This window comes from Methylocystis sp. Sn-Cys, from assembly GCF_016745395.1.
In the GTDB taxonomy this organism is placed as follows: Bacteria; Pseudomonadota; Alphaproteobacteria; order Rhizobiales; family Beijerinckiaceae; genus Methylocystis; species Methylocystis iwaonis.
The window spans coordinates 301,157-317,610 of record NZ_JAERVJ010000001.1 but is presented as its reverse complement, the minus strand read 5'-3'; the positions used below and the strand labels follow the sequence as shown (position 1 = coordinate 317,610).

17 protein-coding genes are annotated in these 16,454 nt (G+C 62.7%); 13 read left to right on the top strand and 4 right to left on the bottom strand.

Features of this window, described 5'->3' with window-relative positions; genetic code table 11:
* The first annotated feature begins 121 nt into the window (after positions 1-121).
* From JJT62_RS01490 to secB, 6 genes are all read left to right on the top strand, one after another.
* A complete protein-coding gene (locus JJT62_RS01490; protein WP_202070912.1) occupies positions 122-1,549 on the top strand; it encodes a lipopolysaccharide biosynthesis protein in 1,428 nt (475 codons plus the stop codon).
* Positions 1,550-1,608: 59 nt separating this feature from the next.
* On the top strand, positions 1,609-2,454 hold the full coding sequence (locus JJT62_RS01485) for a rhomboid family intramembrane serine protease (RefSeq protein WP_202070911.1): 846 nt from the start codon (positions 1,609-1,611) through the stop codon (positions 2,452-2,454).
* Positions 2,455-2,574: 120 nt separating this feature from the next.
* Complete coding sequence (locus JJT62_RS01480) at positions 2,575-3,321, top strand: electron transfer flavoprotein subunit beta/FixA family protein (protein WP_202070910.1); 747 nt, start codon at positions 2,575-2,577, stop codon at positions 3,319-3,321.
* A gap of 1 nt (position 3,322) precedes the next feature.
* Complete coding sequence (locus JJT62_RS01475; RefSeq protein ID WP_202070909.1) at positions 3,323-4,267, top strand: electron transfer flavoprotein subunit alpha/FixB family protein; 945 nt, start codon at positions 3,323-3,325, stop codon at positions 4,265-4,267.
* Positions 4,268-4,439: 172 nt separating this feature from the next.
* Entirely contained in the window at positions 4,440-5,321 is an 882-nt protein-coding gene (locus JJT62_RS01470; RefSeq protein WP_202070908.1) for a 3-hydroxybutyryl-CoA dehydrogenase, read from the top strand.
* 108 nt (positions 5,322-5,429) lie between these two features.
* The gene (gene secB, locus JJT62_RS01465; protein ID WP_202070907.1) at positions 5,430-5,915 is read left to right on the top strand and encodes a protein-export chaperone SecB; all 486 of its coding nucleotides are present in this window, start codon (positions 5,430-5,432) and stop codon (positions 5,913-5,915) included.
* Positions 5,916-6,096: 181 nt separating this feature from the next.
* On the opposite strand, the gene dnaQ is transcribed toward secB, so the two are convergent.
* Genes dnaQ through JJT62_RS01445 form a run of 4 tightly spaced genes read right to left on the bottom strand, consistent with a single transcriptional unit; the run spans position 6,097 to position 8,204 of the window.
* Positions 6,097-6,819 (bottom strand): DNA polymerase III subunit epsilon, encoded by a 723-nt coding sequence (gene dnaQ / locus JJT62_RS01460; RefSeq protein ID WP_202070906.1) that lies wholly within the window; start codon positions 6,817-6,819, stop codon positions 6,097-6,099.
* A gap of 14 nt (positions 6,820-6,833) precedes the next feature.
* On the bottom strand, positions 6,834-7,004 hold the full coding sequence (locus JJT62_RS01455) for a hypothetical protein (RefSeq protein WP_202070905.1): 171 nt from the start codon (positions 7,002-7,004) through the stop codon (positions 6,834-6,836).
* Entirely contained in the window at positions 6,982-7,569 is a 588-nt protein-coding gene (gene coaE, locus JJT62_RS01450) for a dephospho-CoA kinase (protein ID WP_202070904.1), read from the bottom strand. Before coaE ends, JJT62_RS01455 begins: the two co-directional genes overlap by 23 nt.
* An 8-nt stretch (positions 7,570-7,577) precedes the next feature.
* Complete coding sequence (locus JJT62_RS01445; protein WP_370568463.1) at positions 7,578-8,204, bottom strand: nucleoside triphosphate pyrophosphatase; 627 nt, start codon at positions 8,202-8,204, stop codon at positions 7,578-7,580.
* 431 nt (positions 8,205-8,635) lie between these two features.
* On the opposite strand from JJT62_RS01445, the gene hemE reads away from it, so the two are divergent.
* The 7 genes from hemE to JJT62_RS01410 all read left to right on the top strand — a co-directional run bounded on the left by hemE (position 8,636) and on the right by JJT62_RS01410 (position 16,422).
* Positions 8,636-9,664: a uroporphyrinogen decarboxylase gene (gene hemE / locus JJT62_RS01440; protein WP_202070903.1), complete on the top strand. Its 1,029-nt coding sequence runs from the start codon at positions 8,636-8,638 to the stop codon at positions 9,662-9,664.
* A gap of 24 nt (positions 9,665-9,688) precedes the next feature.
* Positions 9,689-10,108: a protoporphyrinogen oxidase HemJ gene (hemJ, locus tag JJT62_RS01435; protein WP_202070902.1), complete on the top strand. Its 420-nt coding sequence runs from the start codon at positions 9,689-9,691 to the stop codon at positions 10,106-10,108.
* A 154-nt stretch (positions 10,109-10,262) separates the two neighbouring features.
* Positions 10,263-11,528, top strand: a complete 1,266-nt coding sequence (rho, locus tag JJT62_RS01430) for a transcription termination factor Rho (protein WP_202070901.1) — start codon at positions 10,263-10,265, stop codon at positions 11,526-11,528.
* Positions 11,529-11,768: 240 nt separating this feature from the next.
* A complete protein-coding gene (mnmE, locus tag JJT62_RS01425) occupies positions 11,769-13,067 on the top strand; it encodes a tRNA uridine-5-carboxymethylaminomethyl(34) synthesis GTPase MnmE (protein WP_202070900.1) in 1,299 nt (432 codons plus the stop codon).
* A gap of 58 nt (positions 13,068-13,125) precedes the next feature.
* Positions 13,126-14,970, top strand: coding sequence for a tRNA uridine-5-carboxymethylaminomethyl(34) synthesis enzyme MnmG (gene mnmG / locus JJT62_RS01420; protein ID WP_202070899.1), 1,845 nt, complete (start codon positions 13,126-13,128; stop codon positions 14,968-14,970).
* Positions 14,967-15,617, top strand: a complete 651-nt coding sequence (gene rsmG, locus JJT62_RS01415) for a 16S rRNA (guanine(527)-N(7))-methyltransferase RsmG (protein ID WP_202070898.1) — start codon at positions 14,967-14,969, stop codon at positions 15,615-15,617. Before mnmG ends, rsmG begins: the two co-directional genes overlap by 4 nt.
* A complete protein-coding gene (locus tag JJT62_RS01410) occupies positions 15,601-16,422 on the top strand; it encodes a ParA family protein (RefSeq protein ID WP_165049435.1) in 822 nt (273 codons plus the stop codon). The genes rsmG and JJT62_RS01410 overlap by 17 nt, the downstream gene beginning before the upstream one ends.
* The last annotated feature ends 32 nt before the right edge of the window (positions 16,423-16,454 follow it).

Sequence of the window (16,454 nt, the reverse complement as noted above, 5' to 3'; positions counted from 1 at the left end):
TGTCCCTCCCCCGCTCCGCGGGAGAGGGGACGCTCACGATCCGCGTGAGTGGGTCCCTTGATGCAGACGGCGCTCTGACTCCCTCTCCCGCGTTAGCGGGGGAGGGCTGGGGAGGGGGCCTTTGAAAGTCCTCCTCGCCTTTCTCGCCAACACCGCCACCAATTTCATCATCGGCCTGATAGTCGCGAAATTCCTCGGCCCGGAGGAATATGGCCGCTTCGCGCTCGCTTTCTCCATCGCGGTCGTGGTGCAGACGGCGCTCTACGACTGGCTGCGGCTCTCGGCGACGCGCTTCTATTCCCAGCGCACGCGCGAGAACGAGCCCGTCATCCGTTCGACCCTCGGGACCTCCTTCGTCGTCGTCAGCGTCTTTCTGGCGCTGAGCACCTTGCTCTATTCGCTCGTCGGCCCTGAGCTCGACTTCGACAGCGAGCTGATCCTGCTTGCGCTCCTCACCGCGACCGCCAACGGCCTGTTCGACTATTCGACCGCCCTCGCCCGCGCGCGTTTCGAGGACGGCGCCTATGGAAGGCTCGTCTTCGTCAAGAATATCCTCGCCTTTATCCTGCTCGGCGGCGGCGCCTTCATTTTCCACTCGGCCGGCGTGGCGCTCGCAGGCGGCGTTGCGAGCCTCCTGGGCTCGGTGTTTCTCACGCGCGCCTCGCTGCACGATCCAGACGCACACTGCTTGGGCGCCCAACCGAAGACCGCGAAGCTGCTCATCGCCTATAGCGCGCCCATCGTCGCGGCCCACCTTCTGTATACATCGATGCCCCTCGCCGCGCGCTCGATCGTGGCCAGCGTCTACGACTTCGCCGAGACCGGCCAGTTCTCCCTTGCCTATGACCTCGGCATGCGCGCCATCACGGCCTTCGGCTCGGCGTTCGACGTGCTCTTGTTTCAGATCGCCGTAGCCGCCCATGAGGAGCATGGCGAAGATCGCGCCCGCGTTCAGGTCGCGCACAATATGAGCGTCGTCTTCGCCTTCCTGCTGCCGGCCTGCGCCGGGCTGTGGCTCGTTCTGCCCTCGGTCGAGGCGCTGATCGTGCCCGCGCAGTTCCGCGGCCCCTTCGGCCATTATCTCGGGCTGCTGATGCCGGGGCTTTTCGCCATGGGCATCATCAACTTCGGCTTGAACCCCGTTTTCCAGATCAGCAAGCGCACCGGGCCGCTGATCGCGGCGGCGCTCGCCGCAGCCGTGGTCTCGCTGACCTTGCTTTTCGCTCTACCCTGGGGGAAAGACGCCTCCAACCTCGCCGTCGCGCAAGCCGGCGGCTATTTGGCGGCGCTGGCCACGACGATTTTCTTCGCGCTGCGGGCGCAACCCGTCTGGCCGTCGTTCTGGGATCTTCTCGCGGCGATCGTCGCCACGGGCGTCATGTTCATCGCGCTACTCCCGCTGCGCAGCATGGCGCCGGGATTTGCGACGCTGCTGCTGCAGATTTTCTCGGGCGGCGCCATCTATGGCGTGATGGTTGCGGCCTTCGACATCGCCGGCCTGCGCACGCAGGCGATCGCCTGGCTGCGGCCCCGCCTCCAGCGGGCGTGACAGAAGCGCTGGCGCGCTTATGTTAGGCCTATCGTGCTCCAGCCGGTGAGGTTTTTGCGATGGTCATGCCGCTCTACGACGACGCGCCCCTGCGCCATCTCAAGCGGCCGATCGTCAATCACGCGCTGATCGTCCTCAATATTCTGGTTTTCGCAGTCGTCTACAGCGAGTTCTTCGGCGATCCCTTAACCATCATGCGCGGTTTCGCCATCATCCCGCGCGTGCTGTTCGGCGAGGCCGATCTTGCCGATTGGATCGTCGGCCCGCCGGCGCCGGCGACGCTCGTCACCTCGCTGTTCTTCCACTCCTCGCTGCTTCATATCGCGAGCAACATGCTCTTCCTCTATGTCTTCGGCGACAATGTCGAAGACGCCATGGGCTCGCTGCATTATCTGCTGTTTTATCTCTGCTGCGGCGTGGTGGCGGGCGCCTTCTATGTCTATGCGACGCCCCAGTCCATCGTGCCGCTCGTCGGCGCCTCAGGCGCCATATCGGGCGTGTGCGCAGCCTTTCTGCTGCTCTATCCGCGCACTACGGTCACAGGCTTTTTCCCGCCGCTCACATTCGTGATGTTTCCCTTCTGGCTCATCACGCTTGCGGAGAAATCCCGCTCGCCGCTGCGGCCGCTTTTCGGATTGAAGCCGCCGCTGTTCTCGTTCCACGCGTCCGGCTTTATCTTCATCGGCGCCTGGATTCTGCTCCAACTGTTGAACGCCAGTTGGGGCGGCGGCGAAAGCCATGTCGCCTGGATGGCGCATGTCGGCGGCATCGCGGCGGGGCTCGTGCTGACGCCATTTTTCAAGCGGCGCAGCCATAGACTTTTCGATCGGGGATTGCCTCGCCCGACCACGACGTCGTCTGCGCCTCCGGCCCTGCCGCCGGAAGAGACCCCTTCCGAAAACTGAAGGGGCTTGAAAAAGAGGCTTGACCTCCCCGTTTGACTTGCGCGCGCGCCCCCGTTACCAGACCGCCACAGTTTTTAGCGGGACGCGCCGCGTCCGCTCTTCATCTCCAGAGGTCGCGCGATGAAAATTCTCGTGCCCGTCAAACGGGTCGTCGACTACAATGTTAAAATCCGGGTCAAGCCAGACGGTTCAGGCGTCGATCTCGCCAATGTGAAAATGTCGATGAACCCCTTCGACGAAATCGCCGTCGAAGAGGCGCTGCGCCTGAAGGAAGCCGGCAAGGCGACGGAGGTCGTCGTCGTCTCCATCGGCCCGGCCAAGGCGGACGAGACGCTGCGCACCGGCCTCGCCATGGGCGCCGACCGCGGCATTCTGGTCAAGACCGACGAGACGGTCGAGCCGCTCGCCGTCGCCAAGATCCTTGCCAAGATCGCGGCCGAGGAGCAGCCGGGCCTGATCATCCTCGGCAAGCAGGCGATCGACGACGATAGCAACCAGACCGGCCAGATGCTCGCCGCTTTGCTCGGCTGGGGCCAGGGCACTTTCGCCTCCAAGGTCGATCTGACCGACGGCTCGGTCGACGTGACGCGCGAAATCGACGGCGGCCTGCAGACGGTGAGCCTGAAGCTTCCGGCGGTCGTCACGACCGACCTGCGCCTCAACGAGCCGCGCTACGCCTCGCTCCCCAACATCATCAAGGCGAAGAAGAAGGAGGTCGCCGTGAAGGCGCCGTCCGACTATGGCGTCGACATTGCGCCGCGCCTCGAGGTGCTGAAGACCGCCGCGCCTGCGACCCGCGCCGCCGGCATCAAGGTCGGCTCGGTCGCCGAACTCGTCTCCAAGCTGAAAGAAGCGGGAGTTCTCTGATATGGCCATTCTGCTTCTTGCTGAAACCGCCAATGGCGCGCTTGCGCCCGCAACCGCCAAGGCGCTCACCGCCGCGAAAGAGATCGGCGGCCCGATTCACATCCTCGTCGTCGGCCCGGGCCTGCAAGGCGCCGCCGACCAAGCCGCCAAGCTCGCCGGCGTCGAGAAAGTTCTTTATGCGGAAGACGCCGCGCTCGACCATGTGCTCGCGGAGCCGGTCGCGTCCCTCATTCTGTCGCTCGCCCCGAGCTATGACGTGATCATCGCGCCCTCGACCAGCGCGACCAAGAACGTCCTGCCGCGTGTCGCGGCGCTGCTCGACGTCGCCCAGGTTTCGGACATCATCAAGGTCGTCTCGGCCGACACTTTCGAGCGCCCGATCTACGCCGGCAACGCCGTGCAGACGGTCCGCGCCAAGGACGCCAAGAAGGTCATCACCGTCCGCACGACGGCCTTCGCCGCCGCGCCGGAAGGCGGCTCTGCTCCGGTCGAGACCATCGGCGGCGGCGCCAATCCGGGCGTCTCTTCCTTCAAGAGCGAGGAACTGGCCAAGTCCGAGCGTCCTGAGCTGACCTCGGCCCGCATCATCATCTCCGGCGGGCGCGCGCTCGGCTCCGCGGAGAATTTCCAGAAGGTGCTGGACCCGGTCGCGACCAAGCTCAACGCCGCGATTGGCGCCTCGCGCGCCGCGGTCGACGCCGGCTATGCGCCGAACGATTTGCAGGTTGGCCAGACCGGCAAGGCCGTCGCGCCCGAGCTCTATGTCGCCGTCGGCATTTCCGGCGCGATCCAGCATCTCGCCGGGATGAAGGACTCGAAGATCATCGTCGCCATCAACAAGGACGAAGAGGCGCCGATCTTCCAGGTCGCGGACTATGGCCTCGTCGCCGATCTCTTCCAGGCGATCCCCGAGTTCGACGCGGAACTCGCCAAGCTCGGCAAGTAAGAATAACGCTCCCCGCCCCTTGTGGCGGCGGGGAGCGAGATCCTGACATTTTGAAGCTTGCCGGTTTTCTTTCGATCCATTCGCGCGTTATATTGCACTGCAATGTTGGCCGCATTTGCATCGCAGCCGTCCCGCCCTATGACGGCGGTCCTCTCGGAATGGTGTTCGAACTATGAGCTTCGAAATTCGCAAAGTCGGCGTCATCGGCGCGGGGCAAATGGGCAAAGGCATCGCGCATGTCTGCGCGCTTGCCGGATTGGACGTCGCGCTCAACGACATCACGCCGGAACGCGTCGAGGCCGGGATCAAGGATGTCGGCGTGCAGATGACGAAGTCTGTCGAACGCGGCTTCCTCACCCCCGAGGCCGTCGACAGGGCGCTGCCGCATGTCTCGGCCGCGCCGACGCTGCAAGATTTCGGCGACTGCGACATCGTGATCGAGGCCGCGACCGAGAATGAAGAGGTCAAGCGCAAGATTCTCTCCGACGTCGCGACGGTCGTGAAGCCGGACGGCATCATCGCGTCCAACACTTCGTCGATTTCCATAACGCGCCTTGCGTCCATCACCGGCCGGCCGGAACGCTTCATCGGCATTCATTTCATGAATCCCGTGCCGCGCATGCAGCTTGTGGAGCTGATCCGTGGCATTGCGACCGACGACGTCACCTTCGAAGCGGCCAAAGGTTTCTGCGCCAAGCTCGGCAAGACGGTGACGGTCGCCGAGGATTTCCCGGCCTTCATCGTCAATCGCATTCTGCTGCCGATGATCAACGAGGCCATCTACACGCTCTATGAGGGCGTGGGATCGGTCGAGGCGATCGACACGGCCATGCGGCTCGGCGCCAATCATCCCATGGGACCGCTACAACTCGCTGATTTCATCGGCTTGGATACCTGCCTTTCGGTGATGCAGGTGCTCCACGAAGGTCTGGCGGACACCAAATACCGCCCCTGCCCGCTGCTCGTGAAATATGTCGAGGCGGGCTGGCTCGGCAAAAAGACGCAGCGCGGTTTCTACGATTATCGCAGCGGCACGCCGACGCCGACGCGCTGACGTCTCACCGCCCTCCGAAGAGGCGCCTCCCTGCCTTGTTCCGCATGGGGAGACGTGTTAGGCGGGCCCCACTTTCCGCCATCCGGCGGCACGGCTGGAGATTCTCGAATGACCGATACGAATGGAAACGGCGGCGGCGCGCAGGGCGGCGCTCCGGCCCTCAATGCGCTTGTGCAATATCTGAAGGACTTTTCCTTCGAAAACCCCAACGCCCCGAATTCTCTTGGACCGCAAGAGCAGGCGCCGAACATTTCCATTCAGGTCAATGTCAACGCCAAGCAGTTGGCCCCGGCCGACTTCGAGGTGACGCTCACCCTCGACGCCAAGGCCGGCGAGGGCGCGGGCCTGCTGTTCAAGCTCGACCTGGAATATGGCGGCGTCTTCCGCCTCATCAACATTCCGCAGGAGCAGATTCATCCCATCGTGATGATCGAATGCCCGCGCCTGCTGTTCCCCTTCGTCCGCCAGATCGTAGCTGACGCCACGCGCGACGGCGGCTTCCCGCCGCTCTACGTCGACCCGATCGATTTCGTCGCGCTTTACCAGCAGAAGGCCGCCGAAGCCGCCGCTCAGCCGCCGGTCGCGAACGCCTGAGGTTGTTCTAATTCACACCGTTAACGGTTGAGCAGCTCGCATTCGAATTTGTCATTCCCGGCGGGCTGAAAGCCCGACCGGGAATCCAGAGCCGCAAGAGCGCCAGTTCTATTCTGGATTCCCGATCGCTCGCTTTGCGAGCGTCTGGTGACGCTGAACCCATCAAGCGGGATAAAACGATTCACGCGGCGGAGGGCGATTGCTCTCCGCCTTCTTGTTTTTTGGGCAGATATTTTTCCCAGATCGCCGATTTGAGGCCCCCGACAAAAGCGAGATGCGCCTCTTCTTCTTGCGCCGTCAGACGGCTCGGCAAGGGTTCGGGACGGGCGCGCAGCAGATCGCCAGTCTGCGCGCGGCGCGTGCGGCCGACCGTCGCGAGCGAGAGCGCCGCCTGGCGTCCGCCGCGCAGCTCCGCATAGACTTCCGCCAACAGCCCGGCGTCAAGGAGCGCCCCGTGCTTGTCGCGGCGCGACAGGTCGACCCCGTAGCGCTGGCAAAGCGCGTCGAGCGAGGCCGGGCTTCCCGGATGCAGCCGGCGCGCCATGGCGAGCGTATCGACGATGCGCGCAGGCGCGAGCGGCGGCAGCTTCTGCAACGCGAATTCGGCGTTGATGAAGCGCACGTCGAATTCGGCGTTATGGGCGACCATCGGCGAGTCTTCGAGAAAATCGATGAACTCGCGCGTGATCTCGGCGAATTTTTTATGCTGGGCGAGGAATTCCCGTGACAGCCCGTGAACGCGGAAAGCCTCTTCCGGCATGTCACGCTCAGGATCGATATAGACGTGAAAAACGCGGCCGGTGGGAATGAGATTCAAAATCTCGACGGCGCCGATTTCGACGACACGATCGCCCTTAAAAGGATCGAGGCCGGTGGTTTCCGTATCGAAAACAATCTCGCGCATCGGACTTCAATCTCTCATTCGACAAGGCGCCACAGAAGGCCGAACACCCAGCGGATGAGGGTGAACGCAAGCTTCAAAAACCATCCGACGAACTCCAGACCGTCGAGAAGATCGGCGAGAAAGTCTACCGCCTTTCGCCACCCGCTTTTACCCGGCGGCGGGTCATCTTCTTCTTTCGAGCTCATCGAGAATGGCCTGCACTTCCCGCCGCGCCGCTTCGATCCCCTTCTCGGTGTGCACGATAAAGTCCGCGCGGGCGCGTTTTTCGGCGTCCGGAACCTGTTTAGCGAGAATGGCCGCGAATTTCTCTTCCGTCATGCCCGGCCGCGCCAGGACACGGGCCTTTTGCACATCTTCCGGCGCAGAGACGACGACAATCGCGTCGACGCTCTTTTCCGCCCCCGTCTCGAAAAGGAGCGGCACGTCATAGACGACAATCGACGCGCCCTTTTTCTCCTGCTCGTTCAAAAAATCATCCCGCGCCGCCCAGACCAGCGGATGAACGATCGCCTCGAGACGTTTCAATGCTTGTGGGTCGGCAAGCACCTGCGCCGCCAGCCTTCCGCGATCGACGACGCCATCGACGCTCACGCCCGGAAAGGCCGCCTCGATCGGCGCGACGGCGGGGCCGCGATAGAGGTCATGGACGATCTGGTCGGAATCGAGCACGGGGACGCCCGCCTCGCGGAACATTTGCGCGGTCGTCGATTTCCCCATGCCGATGGAGCCGGTCAGGCCGACGCGCAACATCGCCCGGCTCACGCGGCGAGCGCGCCAAGACGGCGCAAGGCGTCGAGAAGCGGCAGGATCGGCATGCCCATGATGGTCCAATGATCGCCGCAGACCTCGGAGAAGAGATGCGCGCCGAGCCCTTCGACCTGATAGGCCCCGGCGCTCGTGAAGGCCGCCGCGCCCATCGCGTCGAGATAATCATCGATGAACGCCGCGCTCAGCTCCCGCATGGCGAGATCGGCGTGGACGACGGTCTCGAAGCAAACTGCGCCGTCCCGGCACAGAGCGATCGCCGAATGCAAACGGTGTCGGCGGCCGGACAGGAAACTCAATAGCTCGGCCGCTTTCTCCCTATTCTCCGGCTTGCCGAAAATCCGGCCCTCACAGCTCGCGACCTGATCCGCGCCCAAGACGAGGCGCCCGCGTTCAGCCACTGATGCGGCGGAGGCCTTCGCTCTCGCCAAAGCCTGAGCGATCGCATCGGCGCCAACCGGGCCGAGCGATGATTCGATCGCGCGTTCATCGAGATCGACGGGACGGCAATCGAAGGGAATTCCCGCCTGCGCGAGCACCTGCCGCCGGCCCGCGCTTTTGGAGGCGAGAATCAGCGGCGCGGAGGCGCGCCAGAAGGGGAAGGAAGCGACGTCGCTCACGGTAAGGGCTCGATCCACAGGCTCGGCTGGAAGGAGGGAAAGCGGGGACAATTATGCGGCCGCAAGGACCACCCTGTCGACTGCTGGGCATATCCGCCCCAATCCATCAACAGGGTTCTCCCTGTCGCTGGATTCGCCGTGAATCCGCGACTCATGACTCATAAACAGCCAATGCGCCTGTTTTCCACAAGGAAGGATAGACGTAAATAACTGTAAAAACGTGTTATACGCCCTATTCCCGCTGTCCGGCTCTGGCTGCCCCAACTTATCCAGATTCAGCTGAGGCTGTGGGCAAAGTGTTAACGAAAATTAACCTCTGCGGCGCATTGGTTAATAAAAAGTAAATCATCCCTTTTTTAAAGGGTTTTTAATTTTATCGCGTTCGGGCTAGGTCTGGGTTCACCGGAGCCGAGCGAAGCGGGGAATACCAATTGTCAGAGGAAAAACGCCTGATATCCGCCCTTCGCGGCAATGCGCATGAGGTTCCGCCACTCTGGCTGATGCGTCAGGCGGGACGCTATCTGCCCGAATATCGCGAGCTGCGCGCCAAGGCGAAAAGCTTCCTCGACTTCTGCTACACGCCGGCCATGGCGGCGGAGGTGACGCTGCAGCCGATCCGCCGCTTCCATTTCGACGCGGCGATCCTGTTTTCCGATATTCTCGTCGTGCCCGACGCCATGGGCCAGACGGTCTCCTTCGAGAGCGGCGAGGGCCCAAGGCTCGATCCAATCGAGACGCCGGAGGGCGTGACTAAGCTTGGCGCATTCGAGATCGAGAAGCTTTCTCCGGTTTTCGAAACCATCGACCGTGTGAAATCCGAGCTTCCCGCCGACGTCGCCTTCATCGGCTTTTGCGGCGCACCCTGGACGGTCGCAAGCTATATGATCGCCGGCAAGGGCACGCCGGATCAGGCGCCGGCGCGGCTTTTCGCCTTTCGCCACCCTGAGGCTTTCCAGCAGCTCATCGACCGGCTCGTCGACGCCTCGGTCGATTATCTGCTCGCTCAGATCGCGGCCGGGGTCGAAGCGATTCAGATTTTCGACTCCTGGGCGGGGGTTCTGCCCGCCAATGAATTCGAAGCCTGGTGCGCGCGCCCGATTGCGCGCATGGTCGCGCGGCTGAAGGAGAAGAGCCCGCAAACGCCGGTCATCGCTTTCGTGCGCGGCGCCGATGCGCAGCTACCTGCGCTCACCAGAAAGCTCCATGCCGATGGCTATGGGCTCGATACGGCGCTCGATCCCAAATGGGCCGTGGCCGAAACCGCCGCCAACGTGTGCCTCCAGGGCAATCTCGATCCGCTGGCGCTGCTGGCCGGCGGTGCGGCGCTCGATCGGGAGGTCGATTCGGTTCTCGACGCCTTCAAAGGCCGACCGCATATTTTCAATCTCGGCCATGGGATTTTGCCGCAGACGCCGATCGAGAATGTCGAGAGGCTCGTGGCGCGGGTGCGACGCGGCTGATTTCACCGGGGCTGGAGCGGGTTTATGTATCTTTGGATCAAGGCCTTGCACGTCATCGCCATCATCGCCTGGATGGCCGGCCTGCTCTATCTGCCGCGGCTTTTCGTCTATCACGCCGAGGCGGCGCCCGGCCGGCAGTCGGAAACCTTCAAGATTATGGAGCGTAGGCTTTACCGCGTCATCATGACCCCGGCGATGGTCGTCGCTTGGCTGACGGGGCTGTTCATGGCCGTGGATAGCGGCGCGTTTCAGCATCCCTGGTTTCATGTGAAAGCAACGCTCGTCGTCTTGCTGACGGCAATGCATATCCACGACGGCGTTTTATTGGGTCGGTTCGCGGGAGACGCAAACACCCATCCCGCTCGCTATTTCAGGATAATCAACGAGCTCCCGACGCTGCTCATGTTCGGGATCGTCGTCATGGTGATCGTGAAGCCGTTTTGAACGCTCTTGCGTCCGATTCGAAAAAGATTTATGTAGGTGACCTTACCTCTGGCAGATAGTCGTATCGACGACCGCCGATTCCCTCCGGCGCTCGGGAAAAGTCTTCCCGCATCTTGCCCGCTCTCCTGAACGCTTGTCTCCTTCGAAGGCCCACATGCGGGAAATCAAACTTTCGGATTTAAAAGCTAAATCCGCTGCCGAGCTTCTTGCTTTCGCTGAGGAGCATGAAGTTGAAAATGCTTCCCTGCTTCGCAAGCAGGAATTGCTTTTCGCGATCCTCAAACAATTTGCCAGCCGCGACGTCGAAATCGTCGGCGAGGGCGTTGTCGAGGTATTGCAGGACGGCTTCGGCTTCCTGCGGTCGCCCGACGCCAATTATCTGGCCGGTCCAGACGACATCTATGTGTCGCCGTCGCAGATTCGCAAATTCGGCTTGCGCACCGGCGACACCGTCGAGGGCATGATTCGCAGCCCGAAGGAAGGCGAACGTTACTTCGCGCTTCTCAAGGTCAATACGATCAATTTCGAGGACCCGGAGAAGGTGCGCCACAAGGTGCCCTTCGACAATCTGACGCCGCTCTATCCCGATGAGCGCCTGAAGCTCGAAATCGAGGATCCGACGAAGAAGGACCTCTCGGCGCGCGTCATCGATCTCGTGGCGCCGATCGGCAAAGGCCAGCGCGCCCTCGTCGTCGCGCCGCCGCGCACCGGTAAGACCGTGTTGCTGCAAAATATCGCGCAGTCGATCACGACCAACCATCCCGAGTGCTATCTGATCGTGCTGCTCATCGACGAGCGTCCCGAGGAAGTGACCGACATGCAGCGCTCCGTGCGCGGCGAAGTGGTCTCTTCGACCTTCGACGAACCGGCGGTGCGCCACGTGCAAGTTGCGGAGATGGTGATCGAAAAGGCCAAGCGTCTTGTCGAACACCGTCGCGACGTGGTGATCCTGCTCGACTCGATCACCCGCCTGGGCCGCGCCTATAATACGGTGGTGCCCTCCTCCGGCAAGGTGCTGACGGGCGGCGTCGACGCCAATGCCCTGCAACGGCCGAAGCGCTTCTTCGGCGCGGCGCGCAACATCGAGGAAGGCGGCTCGCTGACGATCATTGCGACGGCGCTGATCGACACCGGCTCGCGCATGGACGAAGTCATCTTCGAAGAGTTCAAGGGCACCGGCAACAGCGAGATCATTCTCGATCGCAAGGTCTCCGATAAGCGCGTCTTCCCAGCGATCGACATCACGCGCTCGGGCACGCGCAAAGAGGATTTGCTGGTCGCCACGGACATCCTCAAGAAGATGTATGTTCTGCGCCGCATCCTCAATCCGATGGGCACGGTCGACGCCATCGAGTTCCTGCTCGGGAAGCTGCGCGAGACGAAGGGCAATCAGGCCTTCTTCGATTCGATGAACACGTAAGGCGTGGGCGCATAGTGATGCGCCCACTTTGTCTTTTTGGTTCGCGTTCACAGACCTTGGGAACCGTCATGGCCGGGCTCGTCCCGGCCATCCACGCCGACGAACGCGGCCGGTCCAGAGCGGGACGACGCTTACGCCAAAGACCGGCCGGAGGACTTGCCCAGTTCCGAGCCTCGCTTGTTCCCGAACGTCGGCAATGTCATTCTGACCGTCCTTCAACCGTGGCGCGCGGCCTGACCTATGGACACGATCTTCGCGCTTGGCACTGGCCCCGGTCGCGCCGCTATTGCGGTGATCCGTCTATCCGGGCAGGCCGTGCAGCAGGTTCTCACTGACGTCACGGGCGGCGTTCCCGATCCCCGCGTCTTGCGTCTTGCGACGCTGCGTGACCCGGCCAATGGCGAAGAGCTTGACCGGGGTCTGACATTCTTTTTCCCTGCCCCCCATTCGGCAACGGGGGAAGATTACGCCGAGCTTCATCTCCATGGCGGCCGCGCCGTTGTCGACGGCGTATTATCAGCGCTTTCCCGGCGACCCGGTTTGCGAATGGCTGAGCCCGGCGAATTCGCGCGGCGCGGCTTCGCAAATGGCAAGCTCGACCTCTCCCAGGCGGAGGCGCTTGCCGATCTCATCGACGCCCAGACGGAGGCGCAGCGGCGGCAGGCGTTGCGCATTGCCGGCGGCGCATTGCGGCGCGAGGTCGAGCGTTGGCGCGCCGCGCTGATCGAGGCTCTGGCGCTCGTCGAGGCTGAACTGGATTTCAGCGACGAAAGCGACGTCGGGAATTTCGATCAAGCGCGGCTACGCCAATTGCTGGAGCCCTTGCTTGTGGAGATGCACGCCGCGCTGAAAGCGGCCCCCGCCTCCGAGCGAATGCGCGAGGGCTTCCTCGTAATGATCCTCGGCGCGCCTAATGCCGGGAAATCGACGCTCCTCAACGCGCTGGCGCGCCGCGACCTCGCAATCGTATCGCCCACCCCGGGCACGACGCGGGACATGATCGAGGCGCATCTCGACGTCGAGGGATTGCCGGTGACCTTCGTCGACACCGCGGGCCTGCGCGACGCGGCGGACGAAATTGAGCGGATTGGCGTCGATCGGGTGCTTGAGCGGATCGGAACGGCTGATCTCGTCCTCTGGCTGTCCCCGGACGCTCAGGAGCCAACGCCGGAGATGGCGGCGCAAGTCGATGTGTTGAAGATTGCGACCAAGACGGATTTAGCGCCAGCCCCCGCTGGCTGGCTTGGGATTTCCGCAAAAACGAGCGCGGGCGTGGACGCCCTCTTGAAGGAAGTGGGCGCGTTCGCAAAACAGCGCTTGGGTGACGGGGCTTCTGCGCTGCTCATCCGCGAGCGTCACCGCACGGCCATTTCGGCCGCCGCGGCCTGCCTCGTCTCGGTTCTGACAAGCGAAAAGGACTTGGAATTCGTCGCGGAAGATTTACGTTCCGCCGGAAGAGCGCTTGGGCGTATCGTCGGCGCGATGGATGTCGAAGACGTTCTCGAAGCTGTGTTCGCCCGCTTTTGCATCGGTAAGTAAACAGACTGTTTCACGTGAAACAGTGCGAGGGCTTCGGAGAAGAAGCTTGCAGGGGGATATGAAACATTTCGATGTCATCGTGATCGGCGGCGGGCACGCCGGCTGCGAAGCCGCGGCTGCGGCTGCGCGGATGGGCGCGAAGACGGCGCTCGTCACGCATTCCCGCGCGACGATCGGCGTGATGTCGTGCAATCCCGCGATCGGCGGGCTCGGCAAGGGCCAACTGGTGCGCGAGATCGATGCGCTCGACGGACTCATGGGTCGCGTCGCCGATCTGGGCGGCATCCAATTTCGAATGCTCAATCGCTCAAAGGGCCCGGCCGTGCGTGGGCCCCGCGCCCAAGCGGATCGCAAGCTCTATCGAGCCGCCATGCTTGCAGCCATCGAAGCGGTCCCAAATTTATCGATCGTCGAGGCCTCTGTCGAGGGCCTTCTGGTCGAAGGGGATCACGTTCGAGGCGTTTTGACGGCCGCGGGAGAGGCAGTCCACGCAGACGCTGTCATCATCACCACCGGCACTTTTCTCGGCGGGATGATCCACATTGGAGACGAACGCACGCCGGCTGGCCGGATGGGCGATCCGCCGGCTCTCGGACTTTCGCAACGCCTGCGGTCGGCGGATTTTGCGGTTGGTCGCCTCAAGACCGGCACCCCGGCCCGCCTCGACGGCAAGACGATCGACTGGGAAGGCCTCGAAAAGCAATATGGCGACGAGACGCCCGAGCCTTTCTCGACGCTCACGGAGCGGATCGGAAACCCCCAGGTTGCCTGCGCGATCACGCGGACGACGGCGCGCTCGCATGAAATTATCCGTGCCGATCTCCACCGTTCTCCGCTCAAGACCGGCGCCATCTCCGGGCCCGGTCCGCGCTATTGCCCTTCGATCGAGGATAAGGTCACGCGCTTTGGCGATCGTGACGGGCATCAAATCTTCCTGGAGCCGGAAGGGCTCGACGACGACACGGTCTATCCGAACGGCATATCGACCTCTCTGCCGGTCGCGACTCAGCACGCCTTCATTCAGTCAATACCGGGCCTCGAACAGGCGCGTATTCTTCGGCCCGGCTACGCCATCGAATACGACTATGTCGATCCGCGCGAACTTCTGCCCAGTCTCGAAACGAAGCGGCTGAAGCGCCTTTTCCTGGCCGGGCAGATCAATGGCACGACCGGTTATGAGGAAGCTGCCGCCCAGGGCCTCGTCGCGGGGCTCAACGCCGCGCGTTTGGCGCAAGGAAAGAGCGCGGTGATTTTCGATCGCGCCGAGGCTTATCTCGGGGTCATGATCGACGATCTCGTCACGCGCGGGGTAACGGAACCCTATCGGATGTTCACCTCTCGCGCCGAATATCGGCTCTCTCTGCGGGCGGATAATGCGGACGAGCGATTGACGCCGAAGGGGTTAGACATCGGTTGCATCGGAGGCGAGCGCCAGGCGGTTTACCGCGCAAGGGCGGAGAAACTGGCCCGCGCGCGTGCTTTGCTGGAAAGCATCTCTTTGACATCAGCGGCGGCGTTGAAACACGGACTTGCTGTCAATCAGGACGGCCAGCGCCGCAGCGGTTTTGCTCTCCTCGCTTTGCCTTCTGTCACGCTTGGGTCTTTGAGGGAGATTTGGCCTCAACTTGGCGAGATTGATCCAGCGACAGCCGAGCGGATCGAGACGGATGCGCGCTATGCGGTCTATCTCGACCGGCAACAGGCAGACATCGACGCTTTCAGAAGAGACGAGGAACTCGCTCTGCCGGATACGTTGGATTATCACGCCATTGCTGGTCTATCCGCTGAGCTGCGTGGGAAGCTCGCCTTCCTGAAGCCGCGGACGCTCGGCCAGGCGCAGCGGATCGACGGCATGACGCCCTCAGCTCTGACGCTCCTCGCAGCGCGGGCGCGTCGCGCGTGAGTGGAGCCTCTCGCGCTGCGGCGCTCGAACTTGTCCCAGCCCTGCGGAAGATCGAAGAAGAGCTTTCGGTCTATGAGCAATTGCTTCAGCGCTGGCAGGCGAAGATCAATCTCGTCGCCCCCAACACGCTGGGCGACGTCTGGTTGCGCCACTTTGCAGATTCGGCGCAGGTCTGGGAGTGCGCGCCTGAGGCGCGGATTTGGGGTGACCTTGGTTCCGGCGCTGGGTTTCCTGGTTTGGTGACATCCCTCTTGTTGAAAGGTGTCGACGGCGCTTTAGTTCATTTGATCGAGAGCGATCAGCGCAAGGCGGCGTTCCTGCGGGCTGTTTCACGTGAAACAGGCGCGCCCGTCGAAGTCCATGCCGAGCGCATCGAGAAAGCCTTGCCACCGCTTGCCGGGAAAATCGAGGCCGTCAGCGCCCGCGCTTTGGCGCCGCTCGCCCGGCTTGTGGAAATGGCGCGCGAACCTTTGGAAAACGGCGCAAAAGCGGTGTTTTTAAAGGGCGAGGAATGGCGTGACGAATTGACCGCCGCTCAGCCTGTCGGTAATTTTACTTACGAGACTGTTCAGAGCCGCACGCATAAGCGCGCCAGATTGATCGTCGTCCATTCACCTTCAGAGGCAGATTTTGTCCGGAGAAAATAACGGCCAGCGCGTGCTCGTCCTCGCCAATCAAAAGGGCGGCGTCGGCAAAACCACCACAGCGATCAATCTCGGCACGGCGCTTGCCGCCGTGGGCGAGGAAGTGCTGGTCATCGATCTCGATCCGCAGGGCAATGCCTCGACCGGCCTCGGCGTCGATCGTAAGAGCCGCAAGATTTCGACCTATGACGTCCTGCTTGGCGAATCGAGCCTTGCCGACGCCATTGTCCAGACCGTGGTGCCGCGTCTGTCGATCGCGCCCTCGACCCTCGATCTGCTGGGCGTCGAATTGGAGATCGCCGGCGACAAGGACCGCGCCTTTCGGCTGAAGCGCGCGCTGGCCGAGCTCGCCGCAGCGGAGCATCATCTCGACGGCAAGCGCTACGACTATATTCTCGTGGATTGCCCGCCGTCGCTCAATCTGCTGACCATCAATGCGCTGGCGAGCGCCGATGCGGTTGTCGTGCCCTTGCAATGCGAATTCTTCGCGCTCGAAGGCCTGTCGCAGCTTCTCTCGACCGTCGAGCAGGTGACGCGGACGCTCAATCCGAAACTGTCGATCCATGGCGTCGTGCTGACCATGTACGACCCGCGCAATAATCTCGCGACCCAGGTCGCCGCCGATGTGCGCCGCTTCATGGGCGACAAGGTCTATGAGACGATGATCCCGCGCAATGTGCGCGTTTCCGAGGCGCCGTCTCATGGAAAGCCGGTGCTGCTCTATGATCTGAAATGCTCCGGCAGCCAGGCCTATCTCAAGCTCGCCTCCGAAGTGATCCAGCGCGAGAAGCGCCTCAGGGCGGCGTAGCTTCGGCAATACAGTTTACGACCATTAGGGAG